This is a genomic window from Streptomyces sp. CBMA156 (assembly GCF_014596515.1).
In the GTDB taxonomy this organism is placed as follows: domain Bacteria; phylum Actinomycetota; class Actinomycetes; order Streptomycetales; family Streptomycetaceae; genus Kitasatospora.
This window is the reverse complement of record NZ_MSJQ01000194.1, coordinates 1-23691: the sequence shown is the minus strand read 5'-3', so window position 1 is coordinate 23691 and position 23691 is coordinate 1. Positions and strand designations below refer to the sequence as shown.

The 23691-nt window shown below is 73.0% G+C and carries 21 protein-coding genes, 1 pseudogene and 1 riboswitch; of the genes and pseudogenes, 14 read left to right on the top strand and 8 right to left on the bottom strand.

The genetic code is table 11. The features are described from left to right. Window positions 1-24 precede the first annotated feature (24 nt). Window positions 25-1485: a glycine hydroxymethyltransferase gene (locus BU198_RS15970; protein WP_223244445.1), complete on the bottom strand. Its 1461-nt coding sequence runs from the start codon at window positions 1483-1485 to the stop codon at window positions 25-27. 19 nt (window positions 1486-1504) lie between these two features. Next, window positions 1505-1602, bottom strand: a riboswitch (ZMP/ZTP riboswitch). A 304-nt stretch (window positions 1603-1906) separates the two neighbouring features. On the opposite strand from BU198_RS15970, the gene BU198_RS15965 reads away from it, so the two are divergent. From BU198_RS15965 to BU198_RS15945, 5 genes are all read left to right on the top strand, one after another. After that, a complete protein-coding gene (locus BU198_RS15965; RefSeq protein WP_188297518.1) occupies window positions 1907-2881 on the top strand; it encodes an ABC transporter permease in 975 nt (324 codons plus the stop codon). A gap of 155 nt (window positions 2882-3036) precedes the next feature. Then, complete coding sequence (locus BU198_RS15960) at window positions 3037-4794, top strand: ABC transporter substrate-binding protein (protein ID WP_188297517.1); 1758 nt, start codon at window positions 3037-3039, stop codon at window positions 4792-4794. Between the two features lie 135 nt (window positions 4795-4929). Beyond that, window positions 4930-5922, top strand: a complete 993-nt coding sequence (locus BU198_RS15955; RefSeq protein WP_188297516.1) for an ABC transporter permease — start codon at window positions 4930-4932, stop codon at window positions 5920-5922. A 14-nt stretch (window positions 5923-5936) separates the two neighbouring features. Continuing rightward, window positions 5937-7655 carry a dipeptide ABC transporter ATP-binding protein gene (locus BU198_RS15950; protein WP_188297515.1) on the top strand — a complete coding sequence of 573 codons (1719 nt, stop codon included), beginning with the start codon at window positions 5937-5939 and terminating at the stop codon, window positions 7653-7655. A 160-nt stretch (window positions 7656-7815) separates the two neighbouring features. Further along, on the top strand, window positions 7816-8379 hold the full coding sequence (locus BU198_RS15945) for an EF-hand domain-containing protein (RefSeq protein WP_188297514.1): 564 nt from the start codon (window positions 7816-7818) through the stop codon (window positions 8377-8379). A gap of 320 nt (window positions 8380-8699) precedes the next feature. Here the strand turns inward: BU198_RS15945 and BU198_RS15940 are convergent, their stop codons facing one another. Beyond that, the gene (locus BU198_RS15940; RefSeq protein WP_188297513.1) at window positions 8700-9275 is read right to left on the bottom strand and encodes a TetR/AcrR family transcriptional regulator; all 576 of its coding nucleotides are present in this window, start codon (window positions 9273-9275) and stop codon (window positions 8700-8702) included. A 146-nt stretch (window positions 9276-9421) separates the two neighbouring features. Between BU198_RS15940 and BU198_RS15935 the strand changes: the two genes are divergently transcribed. After that, window positions 9422-10027, top strand: coding sequence for a dihydrofolate reductase family protein (locus BU198_RS15935; protein ID WP_188297512.1), 606 nt, complete (start codon window positions 9422-9424; stop codon window positions 10025-10027). On the opposite strand, the gene BU198_RS15930 is transcribed toward BU198_RS15935, so the two are convergent. Continuing rightward, window positions 9981-11108, bottom strand: a complete 1128-nt coding sequence (locus BU198_RS15930; protein WP_188297511.1) for an EamA family transporter — start codon at window positions 11106-11108, stop codon at window positions 9981-9983. The two genes, BU198_RS15935 and BU198_RS15930, sit on opposite strands and share 47 nt — an antisense overlap. Window positions 11109-11240: 132 nt before the next feature. Between BU198_RS15930 and BU198_RS15925 the strand changes: the two genes are divergently transcribed. From BU198_RS15925 to BU198_RS15900, 6 genes are all read left to right on the top strand, one after another. Beyond that, a complete protein-coding gene (locus BU198_RS15925) occupies window positions 11241-11666 on the top strand; it encodes a gamma-glutamylcyclotransferase family protein (RefSeq protein WP_317620145.1) in 426 nt (141 codons plus the stop codon). A gap of 207 nt (window positions 11667-11873) precedes the next feature. Beyond that, window positions 11874-13157, top strand: coding sequence for a precorrin-6y C5,15-methyltransferase (decarboxylating) subunit CbiE (gene cbiE / locus BU198_RS15920; RefSeq protein WP_188297509.1), 1284 nt, complete (start codon window positions 11874-11876; stop codon window positions 13155-13157). After that, entirely contained in the window at window positions 13154-13915 is a 762-nt protein-coding gene (gene cobM / locus BU198_RS15915) for a precorrin-4 C(11)-methyltransferase (protein ID WP_188297508.1), read from the top strand. Before cbiE ends, cobM begins: the two co-directional genes overlap by 4 nt. Then, window positions 13915-14652 carry a cobalt-precorrin-6A reductase gene (locus BU198_RS15910; RefSeq protein WP_188297523.1) on the top strand — a complete coding sequence of 246 codons (738 nt, stop codon included), beginning with the start codon at window positions 13915-13917 and terminating at the stop codon, window positions 14650-14652. The genes cobM and BU198_RS15910 overlap by 1 nt, the downstream gene beginning before the upstream one ends. Window positions 14653-14732: 80 nt before the next feature. Further along, a complete protein-coding gene (locus BU198_RS15905; protein WP_188297507.1) occupies window positions 14733-15236 on the top strand; it encodes a DinB family protein in 504 nt (167 codons plus the stop codon). Window positions 15237-15353: 117 nt separating this feature from the next. Then, window positions 15354-15860 (top strand): dual specificity protein phosphatase family protein, encoded by a 507-nt coding sequence (locus BU198_RS15900; protein ID WP_188297506.1) that lies wholly within the window; start codon window positions 15354-15356, stop codon window positions 15858-15860. Between the two features lie 25 nt (window positions 15861-15885). Here the strand turns inward: BU198_RS15900 and BU198_RS15895 are convergent, their stop codons facing one another. Further along, entirely contained in the window at window positions 15886-17415 is a 1530-nt protein-coding gene (locus BU198_RS15895; RefSeq protein ID WP_188297505.1) for a UDP-N-acetylglucosamine 1-carboxyvinyltransferase, read from the bottom strand. A 146-nt stretch (window positions 17416-17561) separates the two neighbouring features. Continuing rightward, window positions 17562-18752: a cobalt-precorrin-5B (C(1))-methyltransferase gene (locus BU198_RS15890; RefSeq protein ID WP_188297504.1), complete on the bottom strand. Its 1191-nt coding sequence runs from the start codon at window positions 18750-18752 to the stop codon at window positions 17562-17564. 385 nt (window positions 18753-19137) lie between these two features. Here BU198_RS15890 and BU198_RS43810 point away from each other — a divergent pair, with 385 nt between their 5' ends. Together BU198_RS43810 and BU198_RS43805 are read left to right on the top strand one after the other, a co-directional pair. Further along, a complete protein-coding gene (locus tag BU198_RS43810) occupies window positions 19138-20145 on the top strand; it encodes a hypothetical protein (protein ID WP_317620144.1) in 1008 nt (335 codons plus the stop codon). Further along, a complete protein-coding gene (locus BU198_RS43805; RefSeq protein WP_317620147.1) occupies window positions 20085-20879 on the top strand; it encodes a TIGR03767 family metallophosphoesterase in 795 nt (264 codons plus the stop codon). Before BU198_RS43810 ends, BU198_RS43805 begins: the two co-directional genes overlap by 61 nt. Window positions 20880-21014: 135 nt before the next feature. On the opposite strand, the gene BU198_RS15880 is transcribed toward BU198_RS43805, so the two are convergent. The 3 genes and pseudogenes from BU198_RS15880 to BU198_RS42185 form a co-directional block, all read right to left on the bottom strand. Beyond that, window positions 21015-22532, bottom strand: coding sequence for a precorrin-2 C(20)-methyltransferase (locus BU198_RS15880; protein WP_188297503.1), 1518 nt, complete (start codon window positions 22530-22532; stop codon window positions 21015-21017). Beyond that, complete coding sequence (locus tag BU198_RS15875) at window positions 22529-23155, bottom strand: precorrin-8X methylmutase (protein WP_188297502.1); 627 nt, start codon at window positions 23153-23155, stop codon at window positions 22529-22531. The genes BU198_RS15880 and BU198_RS15875 overlap by 4 nt, the downstream gene beginning before the upstream one ends. Continuing rightward, a pseudogene (locus BU198_RS42185) lies at window positions 23152-23691 on the bottom strand (hypothetical protein); the annotation flags it as partial. The gene BU198_RS15875 and the pseudogene BU198_RS42185, both read right to left, overlap by 4 nt.

Genomic DNA, 23691 nt, shown 5'->3' with positions numbered 1-23691 from the left:
GCCCCGGCGGCTTCCGGCGGGCCGTCAGACCAGGTCGACGCCCGGGTAGAGCGGGTACGGGGCGAGCAGGTCGGCGGCCCGCTTGGCGGTGGCGTCGCGGAGGGCGGCGTCCAGGGCGTAGGCCGCCTTGGAGGGGGCGCCCTTCGCGGTGGTGGCGGGGGTGGTGGCGCGCAGGACGGTGTGGATCAGGTCGGCGATCTCGTCCATCTCGGCGGTGCCGAGGCCGCGGGTGGTGAGGGCCGGGGTGCCGAGACGGACACCCGAGGTGTACCAGGCGCCGTTCGGGTCCTGCGGGACGGAGTTGCGGTTGGTGACGATGCCCGAGTCGAGCAGCGCCGCCTCGGCCTGGCGGCCGGTCAGGCCGTAGCCGGAGACGTCGGCGAGGACCAGGTGGTTGTCGGTGCCGCCGGTGACCAGCTTGCCGCCGCGGCGCAGCAGACCCTCGGCGAGCGCCCTGGCGTTGTCGACGACGGCGCGGGCGTAGACCTGGAACTCGGGGCGGCGGGCCTCCGCGAGGGCGACCGCCTTGGCGGCCATGACGTGCGAGAGCGGGCCGCCGAGCACCAGCGGGCAGCCACGGTCGACGTGCTCGGCCAGCTCGGAGCGGCACAGCACCATGCCGCCGCGCGGGCCGCGCAGGGACTTGTGGGTGGTGGTGGTGACGATGTGGGCGTACGGGACCGGGTCGTGGTCACCGGTGAGCACCTTGCCCGCGACCAGGCCGGCGAAGTGCGCCATGTCGACCATGAGGGTGGCGCCGACCTCGTCCGCGATCTCGCGCATCCGGCGGAAGTCGACCAGCCGCGGGTAGGCGGAGTAGCCGGCCACGATGATCAGCGGGCGGAACTCGCGGGCGGTCTCGCGCAGCGCGTCGTAGTCGATCAGGCCGGTGGCCGGGTCGGTGCCGTAGCTGCGCTGCTCGAACATCTTGCCGGAGATGTTGGGCCGGAAACCGTGGGTGAGGTGGCCGCCGGTGTCCAGGGACATGCCGAGCATGCGCTGGTTGCCGAGCTCCTGGCGCAGCCGCGCCCAGTCCTGCTCGGTGAGGTCGTTGACGTTGCGCACCGCGGCGCGTTCCAGGGCCGGGCTCTCTACCCGCTGGGAGAGGACGGCCCAGAAGGCGGTGAGGTTGGCGTCGATGCCGGAGTGCGGCTGGACGTAGGCGTGGTCGGCGCCGAACAGTTCGCGGGCGTGCTCGGCGGCGATGTCCTCGACGGTGTCGACGTTGCGGCAGCCCGCGTAGAAGCGGCGTCCGATGGTGCCCTCGGCGTACTTGTCGCTGAGCCAGTTGCCCATGGTGAGCAGGACGGCCGGGGAGGCGTAGTTCTCGCTGGCGATCAGCTTGAGCGAGGCGCGCTGGTCGGTCAGTTCGCGGCCGATGGCGGCGGCGATCCGCGGTTCGACGCCGGCGACCACGTCGAGGGCGCTGCGGAAGGCGGTGTCGGCGGCGACGGAGGCGGCGGTGTGGGGCTGCTGCTGGGCCAAGGCGGTCTCCTGGTGGGGATACGGGGGCCCAGGCGCTCGGCAACGTGCACGTGAGGATTCACGGGGCCGCTTCCCGATGGTTGATTCCATCCCTGCGCGCCAGTTGCGGCCCACCCGGATCGTACCAACCCGGGACGGACTGTGGCGGAGGTCTCAGAATGCGGAACACCCCGTCCGGTTTGCTCCGGTATGCCCGTTGTTTTGCAACGCCAGTGTTTCAGCGAAATGAAGCCGCCACATTTCCCGAAACGATTCGGCGGGAAATACCCGAACGTCCTCCGCGGGTGATTTGCGGAACCTCGGACGCATCCGATCCAATGTCGCTCGAACGGTCGCCGGGAAACCCCCAGAGGCCGTACCGGAAATGCACACCAGCGCACCCTCACCCATGGGGCGGCGGAGAATTCGGGGGTTACGCCTCATGGCAGTGGTCGACACGGTCCCAGCACCCGCGGCCGGGCCCGCGCCCGCCGCCCCCGGCCTGCTCCGCCGGATCCTGCGGGACCGGGTCGGCGCCACCGCCCTGGCCGTGGTGGTGCTGTTCCTGCTGCTCGCCCTCGGCGCGCCGCTGGTCGCCGCGCTGTACGGGAAGAACCCGGTCGACCACTACGGCCAGGACGTCCCCGGCCTGCTCAGCGACGGCGGCCTGCCGATGCTGCCGAACGGCGGGATCTCCGGCGACTTCTGGTTCGGCCTGGAGCCCGGCCTCGGCCGGGACGTGTTCACCCAGCTGCTGTACGGCATCCGCACCTCACTGCTGATCGCCTTCGCGTCCGCCGCAGTGACCACCACGCTGGGCGTGCTGGCCGGCGTGGCGGTCGGCTACCTCGGCGGGATCACGGACCGGCTGTTCGGATTCCTCGCCAATGTGCTGCTGGCCTTTCCGACCCTGCTCCTGCTGCTCGCAATCAGCCCGGTGATCCAGTCCCGGCTGGTCGACCCGGGCACCGCGGAACCGGAGTGGATGCAGTTCCTGGTGCTGATCCTGGTTTTCTCGGCGTTCGGCTGGATTCCGCTCGCACTTTCCCTGCGGGCCACTGTCCGATCGCTCCGGGAAAGAGATTTCGTGCAGTCCGCCCGGGCCCAGGGTGCGAGCCGGTTCCATGTCGTCGTCCACGAACTTCTGCCGAATGTGCGCTCGCAGCTGCTGGTGCACGCCACCATGGCGGTGCCGACCTTCGTCGCCTCCGAGGCCGCGCTGTCCTTCCTCGGCGTCGGCATCACCGAACCCGTCCCCGACTGGGGGCGGATGATCGCGCGCGGCTCCGAGGTCTTCCAGGCCGACCCCACCTACATGGTGTTCCCCGGGGTGGCACTGCTGCTGTTCGTCGTCGCCTTCAACCTGCTCGGCGACGCCGTCCGGGACGCGCTCGACCCGCGCACCGGAGCGCGCTGAGCCCACGTGGCGCTCGCCGAGCCGACGCGGCCCGCGGACCGGAGCACCGGTGCCTGCCGGGCCCCATCGACCACCCCCTCACATCCGTCCACCCGAGACATCCGTCAACCCGAACCCGCCCCGGCACGATCCGCCGGGGCAAGGAGAGATTCGCCATGCGCTGGACCAGACCGTCCCTCGCCGTCATCGCCACCGCCCTGCTGGCGACCTCCTGCTCGGCCGGCGCGGGCAGCACCGCCGGCTCCGGCGCCGCCGGGGCCTCCGCCAAGGAGACCTCCCCGCTGACCGCCGTGCTCGGCAGCGAGCAGGAGAGCGCGGGACCGGCCCCGGCCGTGCCCGGCGCCCGGGCGGGCGGCACCGTGAACGTGTACAACAGCGTCGAGTTCCGCCACCTGGACCCGCAGAAGGTCTACGCGGGCGCCACCTACAACGCCTCGCTGCTCTGGGGCCGCCAGCTGACCCAGTACCAGGTCGTGGACGGCAAGGCCAGGCTGGTCGGCGACCTGGCCACCGACACCGGCACCCCCGCCGACGGCGGACGCACCTGGACGTACCGGCTCAAGCAGGGCGTCGCCTGGGAGGACGGGCAGCCGATCACCTCCCAGGACGTCAAGTACGGCATCGAGCGCACCTTCGGCAAGGGCTACGAGGTCGGCCCGCCGTACTGGCCGCAGTGGCTCACCGGCGAGGCCGGCTACGAGGCGGCGCGCGCCAAGTACGCGGGCCCGCAGGCCGGCGACCTGGACGCGATCGAGACGCCGGACGAGCGCACCGTCGTCTTCCACTTCCCGCAGCCGCAGGCCGACGTCCCGTACATGGCCGCGCAGTCCTCCTCCTCGCCGGTGCGCCGGGACAAGGACACCGGGACGGACTACGACCGACTGCCGTTCGCGACCGGCCCGTACCGGATCGCCGAGCACGTCCAGAACACCCGGATGGTGCTGGAGCGCAACCCGGCCTGGAAGCCCGAGACCGACCCGATCCGCAGCCAGTACCCGGAGAAGTTCGTCTTCACGTACGGCAAGGAGGCGCTCAACCTCAACCAGGAGATCCTCTCCGGCCGGGACGGCGGCGCCGACGCCACCACCGCCTCCGACACCCTCTCCGCCGAGCTGTACCAGACCGCCGACACCGACCCGAAGGCCAAGGAGCTGGTGGTCTCCGGCCGGCAGGGCGCCTTCGTCACGCAGCTGATGATCAACAACGAGCGGGTGCCGGACGTCGAGGTCCGCAGGGCGCTCCACCTGGCCTACCCGCGCCAGCAGGCCCGCCAGGTCCAGGGCGGCGCCAGGACCGGCGAGCTGGCGACCACGCTCAGCTCGCCCGCGCTGATCGACTGGCAGAAGTACGACCTCGACCCGGTCAGGCCCGAGGGCGACCCGGAGGCCGCCAAGGCCGCGCTCGGCAAGGCCAAGCAGGCACCCGGGAGCCTGACCTACGCGTACCGGAACACCCCGACCGGGCAGCGCGTCGCCCAGGTGCTGGTCGAGGGCTTCGGCAAGGCGGGCATCACCGTCGTGCCCAAGCCGGTCGACCCCAAGGCCTTCCTGGACGAGGTGCACCGCCCCGACTCCCCGTACGACCTGTTCGAGGAGACCAGCTCGGTCGACTGGCCGACCCCGTCCACGCTGATCCCGTTCTCCTTCGACGGCCGGGCCGGCAGCGACATCAACTCCGCCCGTTACCGCAACCCCGCGGTCGACAAGGAGATCGACCGGATCAACCAGATCGGCGAGCCGCGCGCCAAGGCCAAGGAGCTGTACGCGCTGGAGCAGACCGTGATGAAGGACCTGCCGGTGCTGCCGTACGCCTACCCGACGGTCAACCAGCTGCGCGGCGGCAACGTCGGCGGGGCGTTCATCCACCCGATCTACGGGACCGTCTCGCTGGCCTGGCTGTACCTGAAGTCCTGAGGCCGGGTGGCCCGCCCCCCCGGCCCCACCGCACCGCCGCCCCGCCGCCGCGCCGGCGGGGCGGGCCGTCCCCGCCTCCCGTCCTCTCCCTCCCCGTCCCTTCCCTCCCCCCGTCACGTCGACCCCGGATCGGCCATGCTCTCCTTCGTCCTGCGGCGGACCGCCCAGGCCCTCGCGGTCCTGGTCGCGGTCTCCGCCGCCGCCTTCGCCCTCTTCTACGCCGCGCCCGCCGACCCGGCCCGCGCCGCCTGCGGCCCGCGCTGCGACAGCGGGCAGGTCGCGGCGGTGCGCCAGAGCATGGGCCTGGACCAGCCGCTGCTCACCCAGTACACCGACTACCTGGCCGGGGTGGTCGCCGGGCGGGACATCGGAGACGTGGACGGCTCGACCATCCACTGCGACGCCCCCTGCCTCGGCTACTCCTACCGGCTGCACCAGCCGGTCAGCGAGGCGCTGGCCGACCACCTGCCGGTCACCCTCTCGCTGACCGCGGGGGCGCTCGCCGTCCTCCTGGTGTTCGGCCTCGGCACCGGCTTCGTCTCCGCGCTGCGGCACGGACGGCGGACCGACCGGCTGCTGTCCGGCTTCACCCTGGTCGGCGCCAGCGTGCAGATCTACTTCCTCGGGTACGTCGCGCAGTGGCTGCTGGTGTACTCCACCGGGCTGCTGCCGCTGCCCTCCTACACCCCGCCGGCCGATGACCCGCTCGCCTGGGCCGGCGGGATGCTGCTCCCCTGGATCGTCCTCGGCTTCGTCAACTCGGCCGTGTTCGCCCGGCTTTCACGCTCGCAGCTGCTGGAGACGATGAACGAGGAGTACGTCCGCACAGCTCGCGGCAAGGGCCTCGGGCGGCTGCGCGCCCACCTCAAGTACACCTCGCGCGGCGCCGCCGGGCCGCTGGTGCAGCTGATCGGCCTGGAGGCCGGGGTGCTGCTCGGCGGGGCCGTGATCACCGAGTCGGTGTTCGGGCTGAACGGGGTCGGGCGCTTCGCCGTGGAGGCCGTCGCCGGGCAGGACCTGCCCGCGGTGGTCGGCGCGGTGCTGCTGGCCGCCTGCTTCATGGTGCTGTTCGTCGCGCTGGCCGACCTCGCGGTGGCCTGGCTCGACCCGCGTGTCCGGCTGAGCTGATGGGGAGCCCTTCGATGAATTCCACTGTTCCGGGGACCCTCAAGGCCACCGACGCCGTCGACACCGGCGCCGTCCGGCGGGGCACCGAGCCGGTGCTGAGCGTCCGCGACCTCACCGTCACCTTCGCCGACCCGCGCGGCGGCGCTCCGGTGACCGCCGTCCGCGACCTCTCCTTCGACCTCGCCCCCGGTGAAGTCCTGGGCCTGGTCGGCGAGTCGGGCTCAGGAAAGTCCACCGTCGGACTCGCCGTCCTCGGCCTGCACGACCCGCGCACCACCACCGTGACCGGCTCGATCCGGCTGGACGGACAGGAGTTGGCCGGCGCCGAGGAGTCCGCACTGCGCGGGGTGCGGGGCGGAAGGGCCGCGCTGGTCTTCCAGGACGCGCTCACCTCGCTCAGCCCCTTCCACGGCGTGGGCTCCCAACTCGCCGAGATGTACCGGCTGCACCACCCGGAGGCGGGCCGCGCCGAGGCGGGCCGGCGGGCGGCCGGGATGCTCGACCGGGTCGGCATCCCGGCGGCCAGGACGCGCGACTACCCGCACCAGTTCTCCGGCGGCATGCGCCAGCGGGTGATGATCGCGATGGCCCTGATGAACGACCCTCAGGTGCTGATCGCGGACGAGCCGACCACCGCCCTGGACGCCCGGGTCCAGCGGCAGGTCCTCGACCTGCTCGGCGAGTTGCAGCGCGAGCACGGGACGGCGGTGCTGCTGGTCAGCCACGACCTGGGCGTGGTCGCCGGGACGACGGACCGCACGCTGGTGCTGCGCGGCGGAGTCGAGATCGAGTCCGCGCCGACGGCCGAACTGCTGTCCGCGCCGCGCGAGCCGTACACCCGGGCCCTGGTCGGAGCGGCGCTCCGGCTGGACTCGGCACCCGGCACCGCCCTGCCGACGGTGGACGACCCGTCGCCGTCGCGGACGTTCCGGCCCCGGGCCGTCGACCGTCCCGAGCGGTGGCTGGTCGAGGTGGACGACCTCTCCGTGCACTTCCCCGGGCGCCGGCGCTTCCCCGGCCCGCGCGCCGAGCCGCTCCGGGCGGTCGAGGGCCTCGGCCTGCGGATCGGCCCCGGCGAGACGCTCGGGCTGGTCGGCGAGTCCGGCTCCGGCAAGTCCACCACCGCGCGGGTCCTGGCCGGACTGCAACGGCCCACCGGCGGCCGGGTGCTGTACGACGGGCAGGACGTCACCCGGCCGGACCGGGAACTGCGGAAGCGGCTCAGCCGGGAGATCCAGCTGGTCTTCCAGGACCCGTACGCCTCGCTCAACCCGCGCCGCACCATCGCCAGGACCCTGGACACCCCGCTGCGCCTGCACACCGGGCTGGACCCGGCCGAACGGCGGGAGCGCTCCGCGGAGTTGCTGGAGCAGGTCGGGCTGGAGGCCGGGCACCTGGACCGCTACCCGCACGAGTTCTCCGGCGGGCAGCGCCAGCGGATCGGCATCGCCAGGGCGCTGGCCCCGCAGCCGCGCCTGATCATCGCGGACGAGCCCGTCTCCGCGCTCGACGTGTCGGTGCAGGCCCAGGTGCTCAACCTGCTGATGGAGCTGCGCGAACGGCTCGGCGTCGCCTTCCTGTTCGTCTCGCACGACCTGGCGGTGGTGCGCCACTTCTGCGACCGGGTGGCGGTGATGCACCGGGGCCGGCTGGTCGAGTCAACCGACCGGGACCGGCTGTTCGAGGCTCCGCACACCGAGTACACCAGGGAACTGCTGGCGGCGGTGCACTGAGACACGGGCGGTGGGTCGGGCCCGCCGGACGGATGACGGTGGCAGTGAACAAGCAGGTCGTTCGCCGTTCGTTCGGCTGCGCCGGTCCGGCTCAAGGCGCTAGCGTGCTGGCGAAGTGACGTAGGAGACCGGGCAAGGAACACCAGCCGAGGGGGCGCATGTGTCGGACGACCTGCTCATCGCAAAGATCAACCACGGATTCGATCACCTCGACGCCGACGGCGACGGCCTGCTCACCGAACGGGACCACGTCCTGATGGGCCTGTCGGTGGCCCGCTCGCTCGGCCACCAGGAGGGCTCGGAGGCCGAGGCCCTGATAGTCCGCGCCTACCTGACGGTCTGGCACGACCTGCATCTCGCCCGGCTGCCCGCCGGCACCGAGGCGATCACCCGCGAGCAGTTCCGCGCCTCGACCGGACCGCTCGCCGACGCCCCGGAGGAGGCGCGGGAGATCTACGGCGCGCTCGCCGGAGCCTTCCTCGCCGTCGCCGACGCCGACCGCAGCGGAACGGTGGACGCCGGGGAGTTCTTCGTCTTCCAGCGCGGCCACTTCGCCGGCCTCTCCCGCGACGACGCCGACGAGGCCTTCCGTCACCTCGACACCGACGGCGACGGTGTGCTCTCGGCGGCCGAGTTCACCAGCGCGATCATCGAGTACTGGACCAGCCGCGACCCGGAGGCACCCGGCAACTGGTGGACGGGGAAGCCGCCGTACTCGCTCTGAGCCCGTGGGTGCCCGACGGGCCGGGTGAGCCCGGCGGGCCGAGCGGGTTTCGTGGTTCGAGTGAGCCTGACAGGCCGAGTGAGCCTGACGGGCCGAGTGAGCCCGGCCGGCCCGGTGCCGTCCCCGCGAGCCGGAAGCGTGGGGACGGCCCGCCCGGGACGCGGCGGGGAGGGACCTGACGGGCTGAGCGATCCGGTGGGCGACGTCGGCGACCGGTTCGGACCGACGGAGGCCTTCGCGTTCGCCTCCGCTTCCGCCCGGCCGCCCGCCAGCCCGACCGACCGACCGCCGGAGCGGCACTTCCCCGCGGATCGCCCCGGTCAGGCGGCCGGGACGATCCGCTCGACGACGGTGTCGACCAGCGCCGCGAGGCCGTCGACGCCCAACACCTCGGGCAGGGTGAGGTGTTCGAGGATCAGGCCGGTCATGGCGAGGTAGAGCACGACGACGGTCTCCCGGCCGCCGGGGAAGCCCTCGTCCAGGTGGTAGGCGATGTTGGCCTCCAGCTGCTCCCGGACGGTGGCGGTGAGCTGGGCCCGCAGTTCGGGGCGGCGGGTGGCCTCCAGGCGCAGTTCGAGCAGCGCGAGGTAACCGGCCCGGTCGGCGGTGATGCGGCGGAGCAGGTCGTGCATCAGGGCGGTGACCAGCGCGCGGTCACGGGGGGCGCGCAGCAGCTCGGCGAGGATCGCCGGGTCCGGGGTGAGCCGGTGGTGGATGTGCCGGGCGGTCTGGTGCAGCAGGTGGTCCCGGTTGGCGAAGTAGTTGGAGGCCGTGCCGTTGGGGACGCCGGCCTGGACGTCGACCGCGCGGAAGGTGAGGCCGCGGGCGCCCTCGCGGGCGAGGACCTCGATGACGGCGTCGGCGAGCGCGGTGCGGCGAGCGGGGTTCTGGACCATGGATCGATTCTCTCCTTCGCTGCCACCCAGCGAACCACTACGACTGAAGTACTATGATTGGAGTTGTTCGCGGGGCGTGCCGAACCGGCCCTCCCCGTCACCCGGACCTGCCGTCCGGCCCCCGTTCCCCGACCCCGAGGACCTGCATGCGCAAGCTCAGCTACTTCGTCGGCGCCAGCATCGACGGCTTCATCGCGGCGCCGGACGGCGACCCCGACTTCCTGATGCCGTTCGTCACCGAGGACTACGCCCCGACGCTCTTCACCGAGTACCCCGAGACCATCCCCACCCCCGGCCGCGCGGCGGTCGGCATCGCGGAGGCCCCGAACAAGCGGTTCGACACCGTGCTGATGGGCCGCGGCACCTACGAACCGGGGCTGGCGATCGGTCTCACCAGCCCCTACGCGCACCTGCGGCAGATCGTCTTCTCCCGCACGCTCGGCACCAGCCCGGACCCCGCGGTCGAGGTCACCGCCGAGGACCCGCTCGGCGTCGTCCGGCGCCTGAAGCAGGAGGACGGGCTCGGCCTCTGGCTCTGTGGCGGCGCCGACCTGGCCGGCCGGCTGCTGCCCGAGATCGACGAGCTGATCGTCAAGCAGTACCCGGTGGTGGCCGGGTCGGGCGTTCCGCTGTTCTCCGCGGACTTCGCGCCCCACGCCTTCACCCTCACCGACAGCCGGATCTTCGAGCGCGGGAACGTCGTGCTCACCTACGAGCGGACTGCTCCTTCGTCGGCCGGATCGGCTTCGTAGTCCGGGGCGGCTTCGTGGTCCGGGACGGGCGACCCCGGCTCCGGCTGCCGCTCACCACCAGGCAGACGCCCACCACCACGATCGCGCCGCCAGCGAGGGTCGGACCGGTCAGCGGCTCGGACAGGATCAACCAGCCCAGCAGCACCGCCACCACCGGGTTCACGTACGCGTAGGTGCCCACCAGGGTCAGCGGGGCGTCGCGCAGCAGCCGGGAGTACGCGGTGAAGGCGAGCAGCGAGCCGAACAGCACCAGGTAGGCGAGGGCCAGCCAGGACCGGCCGGAGATCGCCCCGGGATCGAGCCCGCGCTGCTCGCCGCGGACCAGGCCGATCAGCAGGTCGCAGAAGCCGCCGGCCAGCATCTGGTAGACGCTCGCGGCGAGCACGTTGCCCGGCATCGGGATCTTCTTGCTCGCGAAGGAACCGGTCGCCCAGAGCATCGCGGCGCAGAGGATCAGGACCACGCCGACCGGCTTGACCGACCCGCCGATCGCGGGGGCCGACAGGACGCCGAGGCCGACCAGTCCGAGCAGCACTCCGGCGAGTTCGGCGGGCCTCGGACGGTCACCGCCGAGCGCCGTCAGCACGACCATCCAGAGCGGGACGGCGGCCACCAGCAGGGCGGCCAGGCCGGACGGGACGGAGGTCTCGCCGAGGACCACCAGCCCGTTGCCGCCGGTCAGCAGGAGCACGCCGACCAGCGCGGAGGAGGCGAGCTGACGCGGACCCACCTTCAGGCCGGCCGGGCCCTGCCGCACCAGGAGGTAGCCGGCCAGCAGCAGGCCGGCGGTGATGAACCGGGCGGCGGCGGAGAGGAAGGAGGGCATCGTCTCCACGGTGATCCGGATCGCCAGGTAGGTCGAGCCCCAGACGATGTAGACCACCAGGAGGGCCAGCCAGACCGCGCCGCCGAGCCGGGGGGTGGGGTGGGTGTCGGCGGACGGGAGCGGGGCGGGGATGCCGGGGTCGGCGGGGTCGGCGGGGTCCGCCGAGGCCGGGCCGGGGTCGACGGCGGCCGGGCCGGGGGTGGCCGAGGCGGGGCCGGGGGTCGCGGCCGGTTGGGAGGAAGCGGAGGGTGTCATGTGTGTCCCCCTTGGACGGTGCTGGCTGAACAGTCGCCATGACAGCGCATGGAGGGCCCGGAGCGCCAGCCGGTATCAGGAATCGGACCACAGGACGTACCGTGGGCGCTCCCCGGAGAGGAGGCCGAACCCGTGTCCGCATCCGAGGAGGCCCTGCCGTTCTTCGTGTACGGCACCCTGCGCAGCGACGGCCGCAACCACGCCGTCCATCTCGCCGGGCGCTGCGCCGACGTCCGGCCGGCGGTGCTGGAGGGCGCCGCGCTGCACGACGGCCCCGGCTTCCCGTACGCGGTGCCGGATCCGGCGCCCGGGCGCCGGATCACGGGCGAGCTGGTCACCGTGCGCCCGGGCGCGTACGCCGGAGCCCTGGAGACCCTGGACCGGCTGGAGGAGTGCCGGGCGGACGGGACCGGGCTGTACGTGCGACGGCGGATGGCGGTGCGGACCGCGGCAGGTGAGCTTCGGGAGGCCTGGGTCTACCTCGCCGGGCCGGCCGCGGCGGCTCGGCTGCGGGCGCGTCCGGCGCTGATCGAGTCGGGGGACTGGGCGGAGCGGTGAGCGGGTGGCGGCGAACACGGAACAGAGTTTGAAATCTGTCATCTGTCATCTGTCAGCTGTCATCTGTCGGCCGAAATCTGTCGGCCGTTCTCCGTCGCCCCACGTGATCCCGGCGCCGAAGCGCCCGCATACCGCCAGGTAGGCTGCCCCGGCCGGCAGGATCGCCGGCCCGCACCATCGCAGGACCGAACGACGAGGAGCCATCCGGTGCCCGAGCTGCCACCCCCGATCACCGTCGTCGGGATCGGGGCCGACGGCTGGCCCGGCCTCGCCGCGGGTTCCCGGGCCGCGCTGCGGGAGGCCGAAGCCGTCATCGGCGGCCCCCGCCAGCTGGACCTGCTCCCCCGCGACGAGGTCACCGCCGAGCGCGTCCCGTGGCCGTCCCCGCTGCGCCCGGCCGTCCCCGGGCTGCTCGCCGCCCACGCCGACCGCCGCGTCGCCGTCCTGGCCAGCGGCGATCCGATGTTCTACGGCATCGGCCGCACCCTCGCCGAGACCGTCGGCGCCGAGCGCCTGCGCGTCCTGCCGCACCCCTCCTCCGTCTCCTACGCCTGCTCCCGGCTCGGCTGGCCGCTGGAGGCCACCGAGGTGGTCAGCCTGGTCGGCCGCCCGCTGGACACCCTCGCGCTCGTCCTCCACCCCGGCCGCCGCGTGCTGGTGCTCAGCGCCGACGCCGCCACCCCGGCCGCCGTCGCCGAGCTGCTCACCGCCCGCGGCTACGGCACCGCCCGCCTGCGGGTGCTCGAACAGCTCGGCGCCCCCGCCGAACGCCACCTGGACGGCCCCGCCGACGGCTGGCCGCACCCGCCCGGCGACCCGCTGAACGTCATCGCCGTCGACCTCGGCGACGGCCCCCGCACCTCGCTCGTCCCCGGCCTGCCCGACGCCGCGTACGAGAGCGACGGCCAGCTCACCAAGCGCCACGTCCGCGCCGCGACCCTCGCCACCCTGGCCCCCTCCCCCGGCGAACTGCTCTGGGACGTCGGCGGCGGCTCCGGCTCGATCGCCATCGAGTGGCTGCGCGCCCACCGCGACTGCCGTGCCGTCAGCATCGAGCGCGACCCGGTGCGGGCCGAGCGGATCGCCCGCAACGCCGCCGCCCTCGGCGTGCCCCGGCTCCGGGTGGTGACCGGGCCTGCCCCCGCTGCGCTCGCCGAACTCCCCGCCCCCGACGCCGTGTTCATCGGCGGCGGCCTCACCGCGCCCGGCCTGCTGGACGGTTGCTGGGCCGCGCTGCGCCCGGGCGGCCGGATCGTCGCCAACACCGTGACGCTGGAGTCCGAGGCGCTGCTCACCGAGTGGTACCGGCGCCACGGCGGGGAGCTCGTCAAACTCTCCGTCGCCCACGCCGTTCCGGTGGGCGGCTTCACCGGGTGGCGCCAGGCCATGCCGGTCACCCAGTGGTCCGCCGTCAAGCCAGACGCCCGCGAGCCGGACGCCCACAAGCCCGACCCCGTCAGGCCCGACACCCCTCAGGAGAACGCCTCGTGACCGTCCACTTCATCGGAGCAGGCCCGGGCGCCGCCGACCTGATCACCCTGCGCGGCCAGCGCATCCTGGCCCGCGCCGAGGTCTGCCTGTACGCCGGCAGCCTCGTCCCACGCGAGCTGCTGGACGAGTGCCCGGCCGGCGCCCGGCTGATCGACACCGCGCAGCTCAACCTGGACCAGATCACCGCCGAGCTGGTCGCCGCCCACGAGGCCGGCCAGGACGTGGCCCGGCTGCACTCCGGGGACCCGTCCGTCTTCTCCGCCGTCGCCGAGCAGATGCGCCGCCTGGACGCGGCCGGCGTGCCGTACGAGGTGGTCCCAGGCGTGCCCGCCTTCGCCGCCGCCGCGGCCGCGCTGAAACGGGAGTTGACCGTCCCGACCGTCGGCCAGACCGTCATCCTCACCCGGATCGCCAAGCGCGCCACCCCGATGCCCGAGGGCGAGGACCTCGCCACCCTCGGCCGCAGCGGCGCCCTACTGGTGCTGCACCTGGCCGCCGGCTACGTGGACGACGTGGTCGAGCAGTTGCTCCCGCACTACGGCGCCGACTGCCCGGCCGCCGTGGTCGCGATGGCCAGCCGCCCCGACGAACTGGTGCTGCGCGGCACCGTCGGCGACATCGCCGAGCAGGTCAAGGCGGCGGGCGTGGTCCGCACCGCCGTCATCATCGTCGGCCGCACCCTGGCCGCCGGGCAGTTCCGCGACAGCCACCTCTACTCGGCGGACCGCGAGCGCCCGCACGAGCCCTGCGGGGCGTGATGCGCCACCTGCTCATCCTCGGCGGGACCACCGAAGGGCGGGCGCTGGCCGCCGAACTCGCCCCGACCGCACACCGGGTCACCAGCTCGCTGGCCGGCCGGGTCGCCCAACCCCGGCTGCCCGCCGGGGAGGTGCGGATCGGCGGCTTCGGCGGGCCCGAGGGCCTGGCCGACTGGCTGCGCACGGAGCAGGTGGACGCGGTGGTCGACGCCACCCACCCGTTCGCCGCCGGCATCTCGCGGAACGCCGCCCTCGCGGCCGCCGCCACCGGCGTCCCCCTGCTGGTGCTGCGCCGTCCCGGCTTCACCAGGGTCGACGGGGACCGCTGGCTCCCCGCCCCCTCGCTCGCCGCGGCGGCCGACCTGCTGCCCCGTCGCGGGGAGCGGGTCTTCCTGACCATCGGCCGACAGGGCGTCGCCGCCTTCGCCCACCTCGACGGGGTCCACTTCCTCGCCCGCTCGGTGGACCCGCCCGAGCCCCCGGTGCCGCCCTCGTTCGAAGTCCTGCTGGACCGCGGGCCGTTCACGCTGGAGGGCGAGATGTCGCTGCTGCGCGAACACCGGATCGACATGCTGGTCACCAAGGACAGCGGCGGCGCCGCGACCGCCCCCAAGCTCACCGCCGCCCGCCGACTCCGGTTGCCCGTCGTCATCGTGGAGCGCCCGCCGGTCCCCGACGGCGTACCGGTCGTCTCGGACGTCCCGGGCGCGGTCCGCTGGCTGGAGCAACTGCGGTAGACGGCCCGGCGACCACGGCCGCCGCCGTGGTCGCCGTGAAATTCCGGGCGGGCTCGTCGCGCGCGGGGCAGGATGGCCCGATGACCGATGATCAGCGCACCCGGACTCCCCGCACCGCCGACGAACGCGCCACGCTGGCAGGCTTCCTGGACTACCAGCGCGACACCCTCGCGATGAAGTGCGCGGGCCTCACCACGGAACAGCTCCGCGCCCGCGTACTGGAACCCTCCGGGCTCTCCCTGCTCGGCCTGGTCCGCCACCTCGCCGAGGTGGAGCGCAGCTGGTTCCGCAACGTCCTCAACGACGAAGGCCTGCCCGGCTTCTGGAAGCATCCGGACGGGTCCTTCGCCGAGTTCGACGCCGACACCGCCGACCCGGACGAGGCCTTCGCCGTCTGGCGCCGCGAGTGCGACCACGCCAGGGAACTCGTCGCCACCGCGGAGTCGTTGGACGTCCTGGGCCACTACGGCGAGGAGGTCTTCTCGCTCCGCTGGATCCTCACCCACATGATCGAGGAGTACGCCCGCCACAACGGCCACGCCGACCTCCTCCGCGAGCACCTCGACGGCACCACCGGCGAGTAGCGCCGACGAACAGTGCTGACGAACAGTGCTGACGAGCAGTGCTGACGAGCAGTGCCGTCGCGCATGGACGGCGAGCAATGCCTGAACCCGACATCGCGAGCAGGGAGCCAGCAGAACGTGCGGACCCGCCGGAAGGAACGCGACGCCCCGGGGCCGTCCGAGCCCTGGAACGAGATCGTCCCAGGGCTCTGGATGGGCGGGCACTACTTCACACCGGACGGCGGTGAGCTGGAACTCGCGATCGCACGGGACGAGTTCGATCTGGTGGTCAGCCTCTTCACGCTCCCCGGGCACGGCCCGGCGCCGGGCGTGGAACACGTCGTCCGGGAAGTGCCCGACGATCCGCTCTCCTCCGGTCAGCTGCTCGCCGTCCAGGAGGCGGCCGCACTCACCGCGGCGGCCGTCCGCCGGAACCGGCGGACGCTGGTGCGCTGCCACTCCGGGTACAACCGGTCGGGCCTGGTGGTGGCACAGGCGCTGGTCGGTCTCGGGTACGAGGCCGACCAGGCGGTCGGGCTGGTCCGGGAGCGGCGCTCGGCATGGGCGTTGAACAACCCGGTGTTCGTGGAGTACCTGAACACCGGGCTGGAGGTTGCCGTGCTGCTGACCGGTCTCGAAGGGTGAGGCCGGTCAGCGACATGACGCACTGTCAGATGTCGCGGAAGGTCTCGATCTGGGCGCCGATGGAGTTGAGGCGCTCGGCGAGGTCCTCGTAGCCGCGGTTGATGACGTAGACGTTGCGCAGGACGGAGGTGCCCTGGGCGGCGAGCATCGCGAGCAGGATGACCACGGCGGGGCGCAGGGCCGGCGGGCACATCATCTCGGCGGCGCGCCAGCGGGTCGGGCCCTGGACCAGCACGCGGTGCGGGTCGAGGAGCTTGACGTCCGCACCCAGGCGGGTCAGCTCGGTCAGGTAGATCGCGCGGTTGTCGTACACCCAGTCGTGGATCATCGTGGTGCCGTGCGCGGCCGCGGCGATGGCGGCGAAGAACGGCACGTTGTCGATGTTGATGCCGGGGAACGGCATCGGGTGGATGGTGTCGATCGGCGCGGTCAGCTTGGAGGGGCGCACGGTGAGGTCGACCAGGCGGGTGTGACCGTTGTGGGCCCGGTACTCGGGGGTGCGGTCGTAGTCGAGACCCATGCCCTCCAGCACCGCGAGCTCGATCTCCAGGAACTCGATCGGCACCCGTCGGATGGTCAGCTCGGAGGAGGTGACGACGGCGGCGGCGAGCAGGCTCATCGCCTCCACCGGGTCCTCGGCCGGGGTGTAGTCGACGTCACAGGTGATCTCGGGGACGCCGTGCACGGTGAGGGTGGTGGTGCCGATGCCCTCGATCTTCACGCCCAGCTTCTCCAGGAAGAAGCAGAGGTCCTGGACCATGTAGTTGGGCGAGGCGTTGCGGATGACGCTGACGCCGTCGTGCCGCGCGGCGGCCAGCAGGGCGTTCTCGGTGACGGTGTCCCCGCGCTCGGTCAGCACGATCGGGCGGTCCATCGGGGCACCCGGCTCGACCGAGGCGTGGTAGGCGCCGCCGGTGGTGGCGACCTCCAGGCCGAAGCGGCGCAGCGCCGTCAGGTGCGGCTGCACGGTGCGGGTGCCGAGGTCGCAGCCGCCCGCGTACGGGATGGCGAAGGACTGGGCGCGGTGCATCAGCGGGCCGAGGAACATCAGCACGCTGCGGGTGCGGCGGGCCGCCTCGACGTCCATCGCCGCGAGGTCCAGCTCGGCGGGCGGGGTGAGTTCGAGGTCGCGGCCGTCGTTGATCCAGCGGCTCCTGACGCCGATGCTGGTGAGCACCTCGAGGATGCGGTAGACCTCCTCGATCCTCGCGACGCTGCGGATCGTGGTGCGGCCGGTGGTCAGCAGCGAGGCGCAGAGGATCGCCACGCAGGCGTTCTTGCTGCTGCGGACGTCGATCGCGCCGGAGAGCCGGGTGCCGCCGGCGACGCGCAGGTGCATCGGGCCGGAGTAGCCGAGGGAGACGATCTCGCTGTCGAGGGCTTCGCCGATGCGGGCGATCATCTCAAGGCTGACGTTCTGCTTGCCCTGTTCGATGCGGTTGACCGCGCTCTGGCTGGTTCCGAGTGCCTCGCCGAGCTGCGCCTGGGACCAGCCACGGTGCTGGCGCGCGGTGCGGATGAGGGTGCCGATACGGGTGAGGTAGTCGCCTGTCACTCGCCAGACGATATCTCATGGTTGAGATGACGACAGAACCGGGGCTCGGCGCGCTGCTCCATTTGCCCGATTCTCGCCCCGTATGGACGTCAGTTCTTCACATCACCAGGTGATGTTGTCGCACCGTCGTGACACTCGTGACATTGTCACGCTCCGAGCGGCTCAGCCCGGCCGACGACGGTGCCCGCGCGGTCGATGCAGATGACGTCCACCGCGACCGGCGAGCCCAGCAGCACGCCGAGCGCCGTCGCCCGGGCCGCCTCGGCGACCAGGTCCCCGAGCGGCACCCCCGCCGCACCGCACAACTGCACGGCCTCCAGTGCGGTGTTGGCGCCGGCGACCGCTGTGGCCAGCGCCTCGTCCGCCCCGCCCCGACGGGCCAGTCCGGCCAGGTACCCCTTGTCCACCTGGGAGCGCGCCGAGTGCAGGTCGAGGTGGCCGGCCGCGAGCTTGGACAGCTTGGCGAAGCCGCCCGCGATGGTCAGCCGGGGCACCGGGTGGCGCTTGAGGTACTTGAGCACGGCACCCGCGAAGTCGCCCATGTCCAGCAGCGCGTCCTCGGGCAGCCCGTGCTCCGCGACCGCGACCTTCTCCGAGGTCGAACCGGTGCAACCCGCCACATGGGTGCGCCCGGCCGCCCGGGCCACGTCCACGCCGCGGCGGATGGAGTCGATCCAGGCCGAGCAGGAGTAGGGGACGACCACCCCGGTCGTCCCGAGGATGGACAGGCCGCCGAGGATGCCGAGCCGGGGGTTCCAGGTGGAGCGGGCGATCTCCGCACCGTGGTCGACGGAGATCTCGACCACCACGTCCCCGCTGCCGCCGTGCACGGCTGCCACCTGGGCGACGGCGTCCCGGATCATCTGCCGGGGCACCGGGTTGATCGCGGGCTCGCCGACGGACAGCGGAAGACCGGCCTTGGTGACCGTCCCCACCCCGGGACCGGCCCGGAACACCACCCCGGTGCCGGGCTCGCCGGACCGTACGGTCGAGCGGACCAGTGCGCCGTGGGTGACGTCCGGGTCGTCGCCCGCGTCCTTGACCACTCCGGCCATGGCGGCGGTCGGCTCATTGTCGACGGGCCGCTCATCGTCGACGGCCGACGGCTCGCGGACGGTCAGCTCCTCAGCGGCGAGGGCGAAGGCGGGCTGCTGCCCCTTGGGCAGGGTGATGACCACCGGGTCCGGGAACTCGCCGGTGAGCAGCGCGATGTAGGCGGCCTTGGTGGCGGCGGTGGCGCAGGCGCCCGTCGTCCAGCCGGGCCGCAGGCCGCTGCTCTTCAGCTGGCCCGCCCGGCCGCCCGCTCCGGGTTCCGCCCCGGCTCCCGCTGCGGCCACCTGCGCCCCGTTTCCGACGGCGCCCGCGCCGTCCTGCTCCGTCCCGGCGTCCGCACCGGCCGCCGTCGCCGATTTTCCCCCACCCGGCCGGGCCGGACCCGACCGGGGTGGCGGTCGCCGGGTCGGGCGCGAGCTGCGGGAATGTCGCTCCGCACCCCGGCGGGCGAGCCCCGAGCAGCCGGGCGAGCCGGGGCCGCACCCGTGCGCGAGACGCGGAGGAGGCACCGCTCCGCGTTCCCCAAGAGTTCGCTGCACGACTCTCGCCGCCACGCCTACCAGTGAGTAATCTGGCGGTCCGCCAGAAGCGGGTTCATGACAGACGTGGGCCCGGACGAGGGCTCACCTCCTCGCCGGCCATCAGCATGTGGGGGTTTTTGTGGCAGGGATGAGTCGGCGCACGTTCCTCACCGGTACGTCGGTGGCCGCCGCCTGGTCGGCCTTGTCGCTGGGCGGCGCGCAGTTCGCCTCGGCCGCGGCGCGCGACCAGGCGCTGGCGACGACGGCCGCACGGGCGGTCAAGGTCACCGGGACGACGCTGGAACAGGTGGCCACGCCGGTCGGCACCGGCGGCTACAAGCGGCTGACGGCGGGACCGGGCTGGCCGCTGGTGGTGCGCGGAGACCTCACGGCGGCGGCCGCCGGACGGGACGACCGCAGAACCGGCCTGGCCAGCTTCGTCCAGTTCAGCGACCTGCACCTGGTGGACACCGAGTCCCCGGTGCGCTTCGAGTACCTGGCCAAGCTCAACGGCAGCGCGTACCGGCCGCAGGAGGCCCTGAACGCCCGCGGTGTCTCGGCGCTCGTCGAGCGCGTCAACTCGCTCGCCGGCGGCCCGTACACCGGGATGCCGTTCAGCATGGTGATGGCCACCGGCGACAACACCGACAACCACGAAGTCGCCGAACTCGACTGGTACCTCAAGGTCATGGGCGGCGGCCGGCTGGCCCAGAGCACCGGCGACCCCGGCCGCTACGAGGGCGTCCAGAACTCCGGCAACGCCGCCTACTGGAACCCCGAACTCGCCTACAGCGACGGCTACAAGGCGAAGGGCTTCCCGCAGATACCCGGCTTCCTGTCCGCCGCCGGCCGGCCCTTCGACGCGCCGGGACTGCGCACGCCCTGGTACACCACGGTCGGCAACCACGACGACAGCATCGAGGGCTCGCTGCCCGACCTCGGGCTGCTGAACGACCTCTACACCGGCCAGTACAAGCTGGAGGGCTGCGACGACGCCACGGCCGCCCAGCTGATGGACTCGCTGCGCCGCGACCCGGCGGGCGCCGTGCTGCTGCTGGCGAAGCTGATCGCCAACGGCGAGGCGGTGCGCGCCGGATCACCCCGGACGAGCGCCGGAAGCCGTTCACGCTCAAGGAGTTCGCCAAGGCCCACCTGAACCCGGCGGTCACCGGCGCCGGTCCGTACGGGCACGGCTTCACCTCGGACATGGCGAACAGCGGCAAGCTCTACTACACCTTCCGCATCTCGGAGAAGGTGGTCGGCATCAGCCTGGACACCACCAACCAGGCCGGCTTCGCCGACGGTTCGCTGGGCACCGCGCAACTGCGCTGGCTGGAACAGCAGTTGCAGGCGCACAGCGGGCACTGGTACGACGCCGACGGGCGCAAGGTGACCGGCGGGAGCACGGACGAGCTGGTCCTCGTCTTCAGCCACCACACCAGCGGCACGATGGGCAACCTGCTGCCGGACCCGCGCAACGTCTTCGAGAAGCGGCACGACGGCAACGAACTGGTGGCGCTGCTCCAGCGCTACCCGAACGTGGTCGCGTGGGTGAACGGGCACACCCACATGAACAAGATCACGCCGCACGGCCACGCGGTGCCGGAGCGGGCGTTCTGGGAGGTCAACACCGCCTCGCACATCGACTACCCGCAGCACGGACGGATCATCGAGATCGCGGACAACGGGGACGGCACGCTCTCGCTGTTCACCACGCTGATCGAGTCCTCCGCGCCGTACGGGACGGACTTCGGCGGCACCTCGGACGCCAACCTCGCCGCGCTCTACCGTGAGCTGTCGTACAACGACCCGAACGGCCGCCCGACGGCGCTGCTCGGCGCGGGCCAGGACCACAACACCGAGCTGCTGATCACCAAGCCGACCCGGTAGCGGGTCGGGGGCGGGGTTCGGGGCGCGGGCGGGGCCGACCGGCCGAGGACAGCTGACAGCTGACAGCTGACAGAAAACGGATGACAGATGACAGCGAACAGATTTCATCATCTGTTCGCTGTCATCTGTCGCCCGTCACTCCTCCGGGTAGCGCCGAGGGGTCCAGACGACCTCCACGCCGCCGCCCCGCTCGACCGCCCGGGTCTGCGAGGAGCCGATCAGCAGGATGGTCCGCATGTCGACCAGCGCCGGGTCCAGCTCGCCCAGCCGGACGATCCGCACCCGCTCGGTCGGGCCGCCGACGTCGCGGGCCATCACCACCGGCGTCTCCGGCGCCCGGTACTCCAGCAGGAGGTCCCTGGCGAGCCCGACCTGGGTGGTCCTGGACTTCGACCCCGGGTTGTACAGCGCGAGCACCAGGTCCGCCTCGGCGGCGGCGCGCAGCCGCTTCGCCACCACGTCCCACGGCTTGAGCCGGTCCGAGAGCGACACCGTCGCGTAGTCGTGCCCGAGCGGGGCGCCCGCCCGGGAGGCGGCCGCGTGGGCGGCGGTCATGCCGGGGAGCACCCGTACCGGGATGTCCCGGTACGCCTCCTCACAGGCGACCTCCAGTACCGCGGTGGCCATCGCGAACACCCCGGGGTCCCCCGAGGAGACCACCGCGACGCGGTGCCCGCGCCGGGCCAGGTCGAGGGCGAACTCGGCGCGCTCCGACTCCACCTTGTTGTCCGAGCCGTGCCGCTGCTGCCCCGGCCGCTCCGGCACCCGGTCCAGATAGGTGGTGTAGCCGACCAGGTCGGTCGCCTGGGCCAGCGCCCCGCGCGCCTCGGCGGTCAGCCAGAGCGGACCGGCCGGCCCGGTGCCGACCACCGTCACACTGCCGACGCCGTCCGACAGCCTGACCTCCGGCTCCAGCGGCGCGACCCTGCTCGGCAGCACCGCGACCGAGAAGTACGGCACCGTCTCGTCGTCGACCTCCGCGAGCGGCAGGACGCGCTCCCCCGCCATGAAGGCCCGCTCCACGTACTGCGCGTCGGCCAGTCGCCCGGCCCGCTCCAGGGCCCGGCGGACGGTCGGGAAGGTGCGCCCCAGCTTCATGATCACGGCCGAGTCGGCGGCCGCGATCCGCGCCGTCAGCTCCTCCTCGGGCAGCGTGCCCGGGATGACGGTGAGCGTCTCCTCGGCCTCGGTCAGCGGCTGCCCGAGCCGGGCGGCGGCAGCGCTGAGCGAGGTCACGCCGGGCACCACCTCGGTCGGGTAGCGGTGCGCGAGCCGCTTGTGCATGTGCTGGTAGGAGCCGTAGAAGAGCGGATCGCCCTCGGCGAGGACCACCACGTCGCGCCCGGCGTCCAGGTGGGCGGCCAGCCGGGCGGCGGCCTCCTCGTAGAAGTCGTCCAGCGCGCCCCGGTAGCCGCCCGGGTGGTCGGTGGTCTCGACGGTGAGCGGGTAGACCAGCTTCTCCTCGATCTGGCCGCCCGCCAGGTACCGTTCGGCGATCGAGCGCGCAATGGACCGGCCGTGCCGGGCGCTGTGATAGGCCACCACGTCGGCCTTGCCGATGAGTTCGGCGGCGCGGACGGTCACCAGCGACGGGTCGCCCGGACCGAGACCGACGCCGTACAGCCGGCCCGTGGTGTTCTGACGTTCCGTCACTCTTCTTCGCTCGCAATCGCGTTGACGGCGGCGGCGGCCATCGCGCTGCCGCCGCGCCGGCCGCGCACCACCAGGTGCTCCAGGCCGGAGGGGTGCTCGGCCAGGGCCTGCTTGGACTCGGCGGCACCGATGAAGCCGACCGGGACGCCGATCACCGCGGCCGGTCGCGGCGCGCCCGCCTCGATCATCTCCAGCAGCCGGAACAGCGAGGTCGGCGCGTTGCCGACGGCGACCACCGCACCCTCCAGCCGGGGCAGCCACAGCTCCATGGCCGCGGCGCTGCGGGTGTTGCCCATCGCCCGGGCGAGGTCGGGCACCGACGGGTCGGTGAGGGTGCAGATCACCTCGTTGTCGGCGGGCAGCCGCTTGCGGGTGACACCGCTCGCGACCATGTTGACGTCGCAGAGGATCGGCGCACCGGCGCGCAGCGCGGCGCGCGCGGAGGCGACCACGCCGGGCGAGTACACCAGGTCCTCGACCAGGTCGACCATCCCGCAGGCGTGGATCATCCGCACCGCGACCTGGGAGACGTCCGCCGGGAGGGCGGCCAGATCGGCCTCCGCGCGGATGGTGGCAAAGGACTGGCGGTAGATGGACGCGCCGTCCTTCTCGTACTCGATCACTTCGTGGTCCTCCTGGCCTCGGCAACAGCCTCGGCCATCTCCTCGTTCGTCACATCGACGCCCGTCGCGTGGACGTTCGTCGCATCGGTGCTCGTCACATCAATGCTCATCGGATCAGCACTCGTCGAATCGACGCTCATCTGATCAGCGTTCGACGGATCGGTGCTCGTCGGATCGGCGGCGGTCGCGGTCGCCGTCGCCGTCGCGGTCGCGGTCGCGGTCGCGGTCGCGCCGGTGCGCGTCCCGTTCACCGTCACCCGGTAACCGCCCCCGGTCGCGAGCACGTCGACCCACCGCCCGGCCGGGTGGCCGCAGCGCCGTTCACAGCCCGACCAGTGGACGGGCAGCCCCGCACCGGCCCTCACGGCAGTACCGGCGTCCAGCGCCCGGGCCGCGTCCGTGCGGACGTCGGCCAGCGACTTGGCGCAGCCAGGCAGCCCGGTGCACGCGGTGGCCCGTTCCCAGGCCGAACCCGGCTCGGTACGGAACCCGGCCGCGGCGAGCGCGGGCAGCCGGTCGGCCGGCGCGCCGGGCAG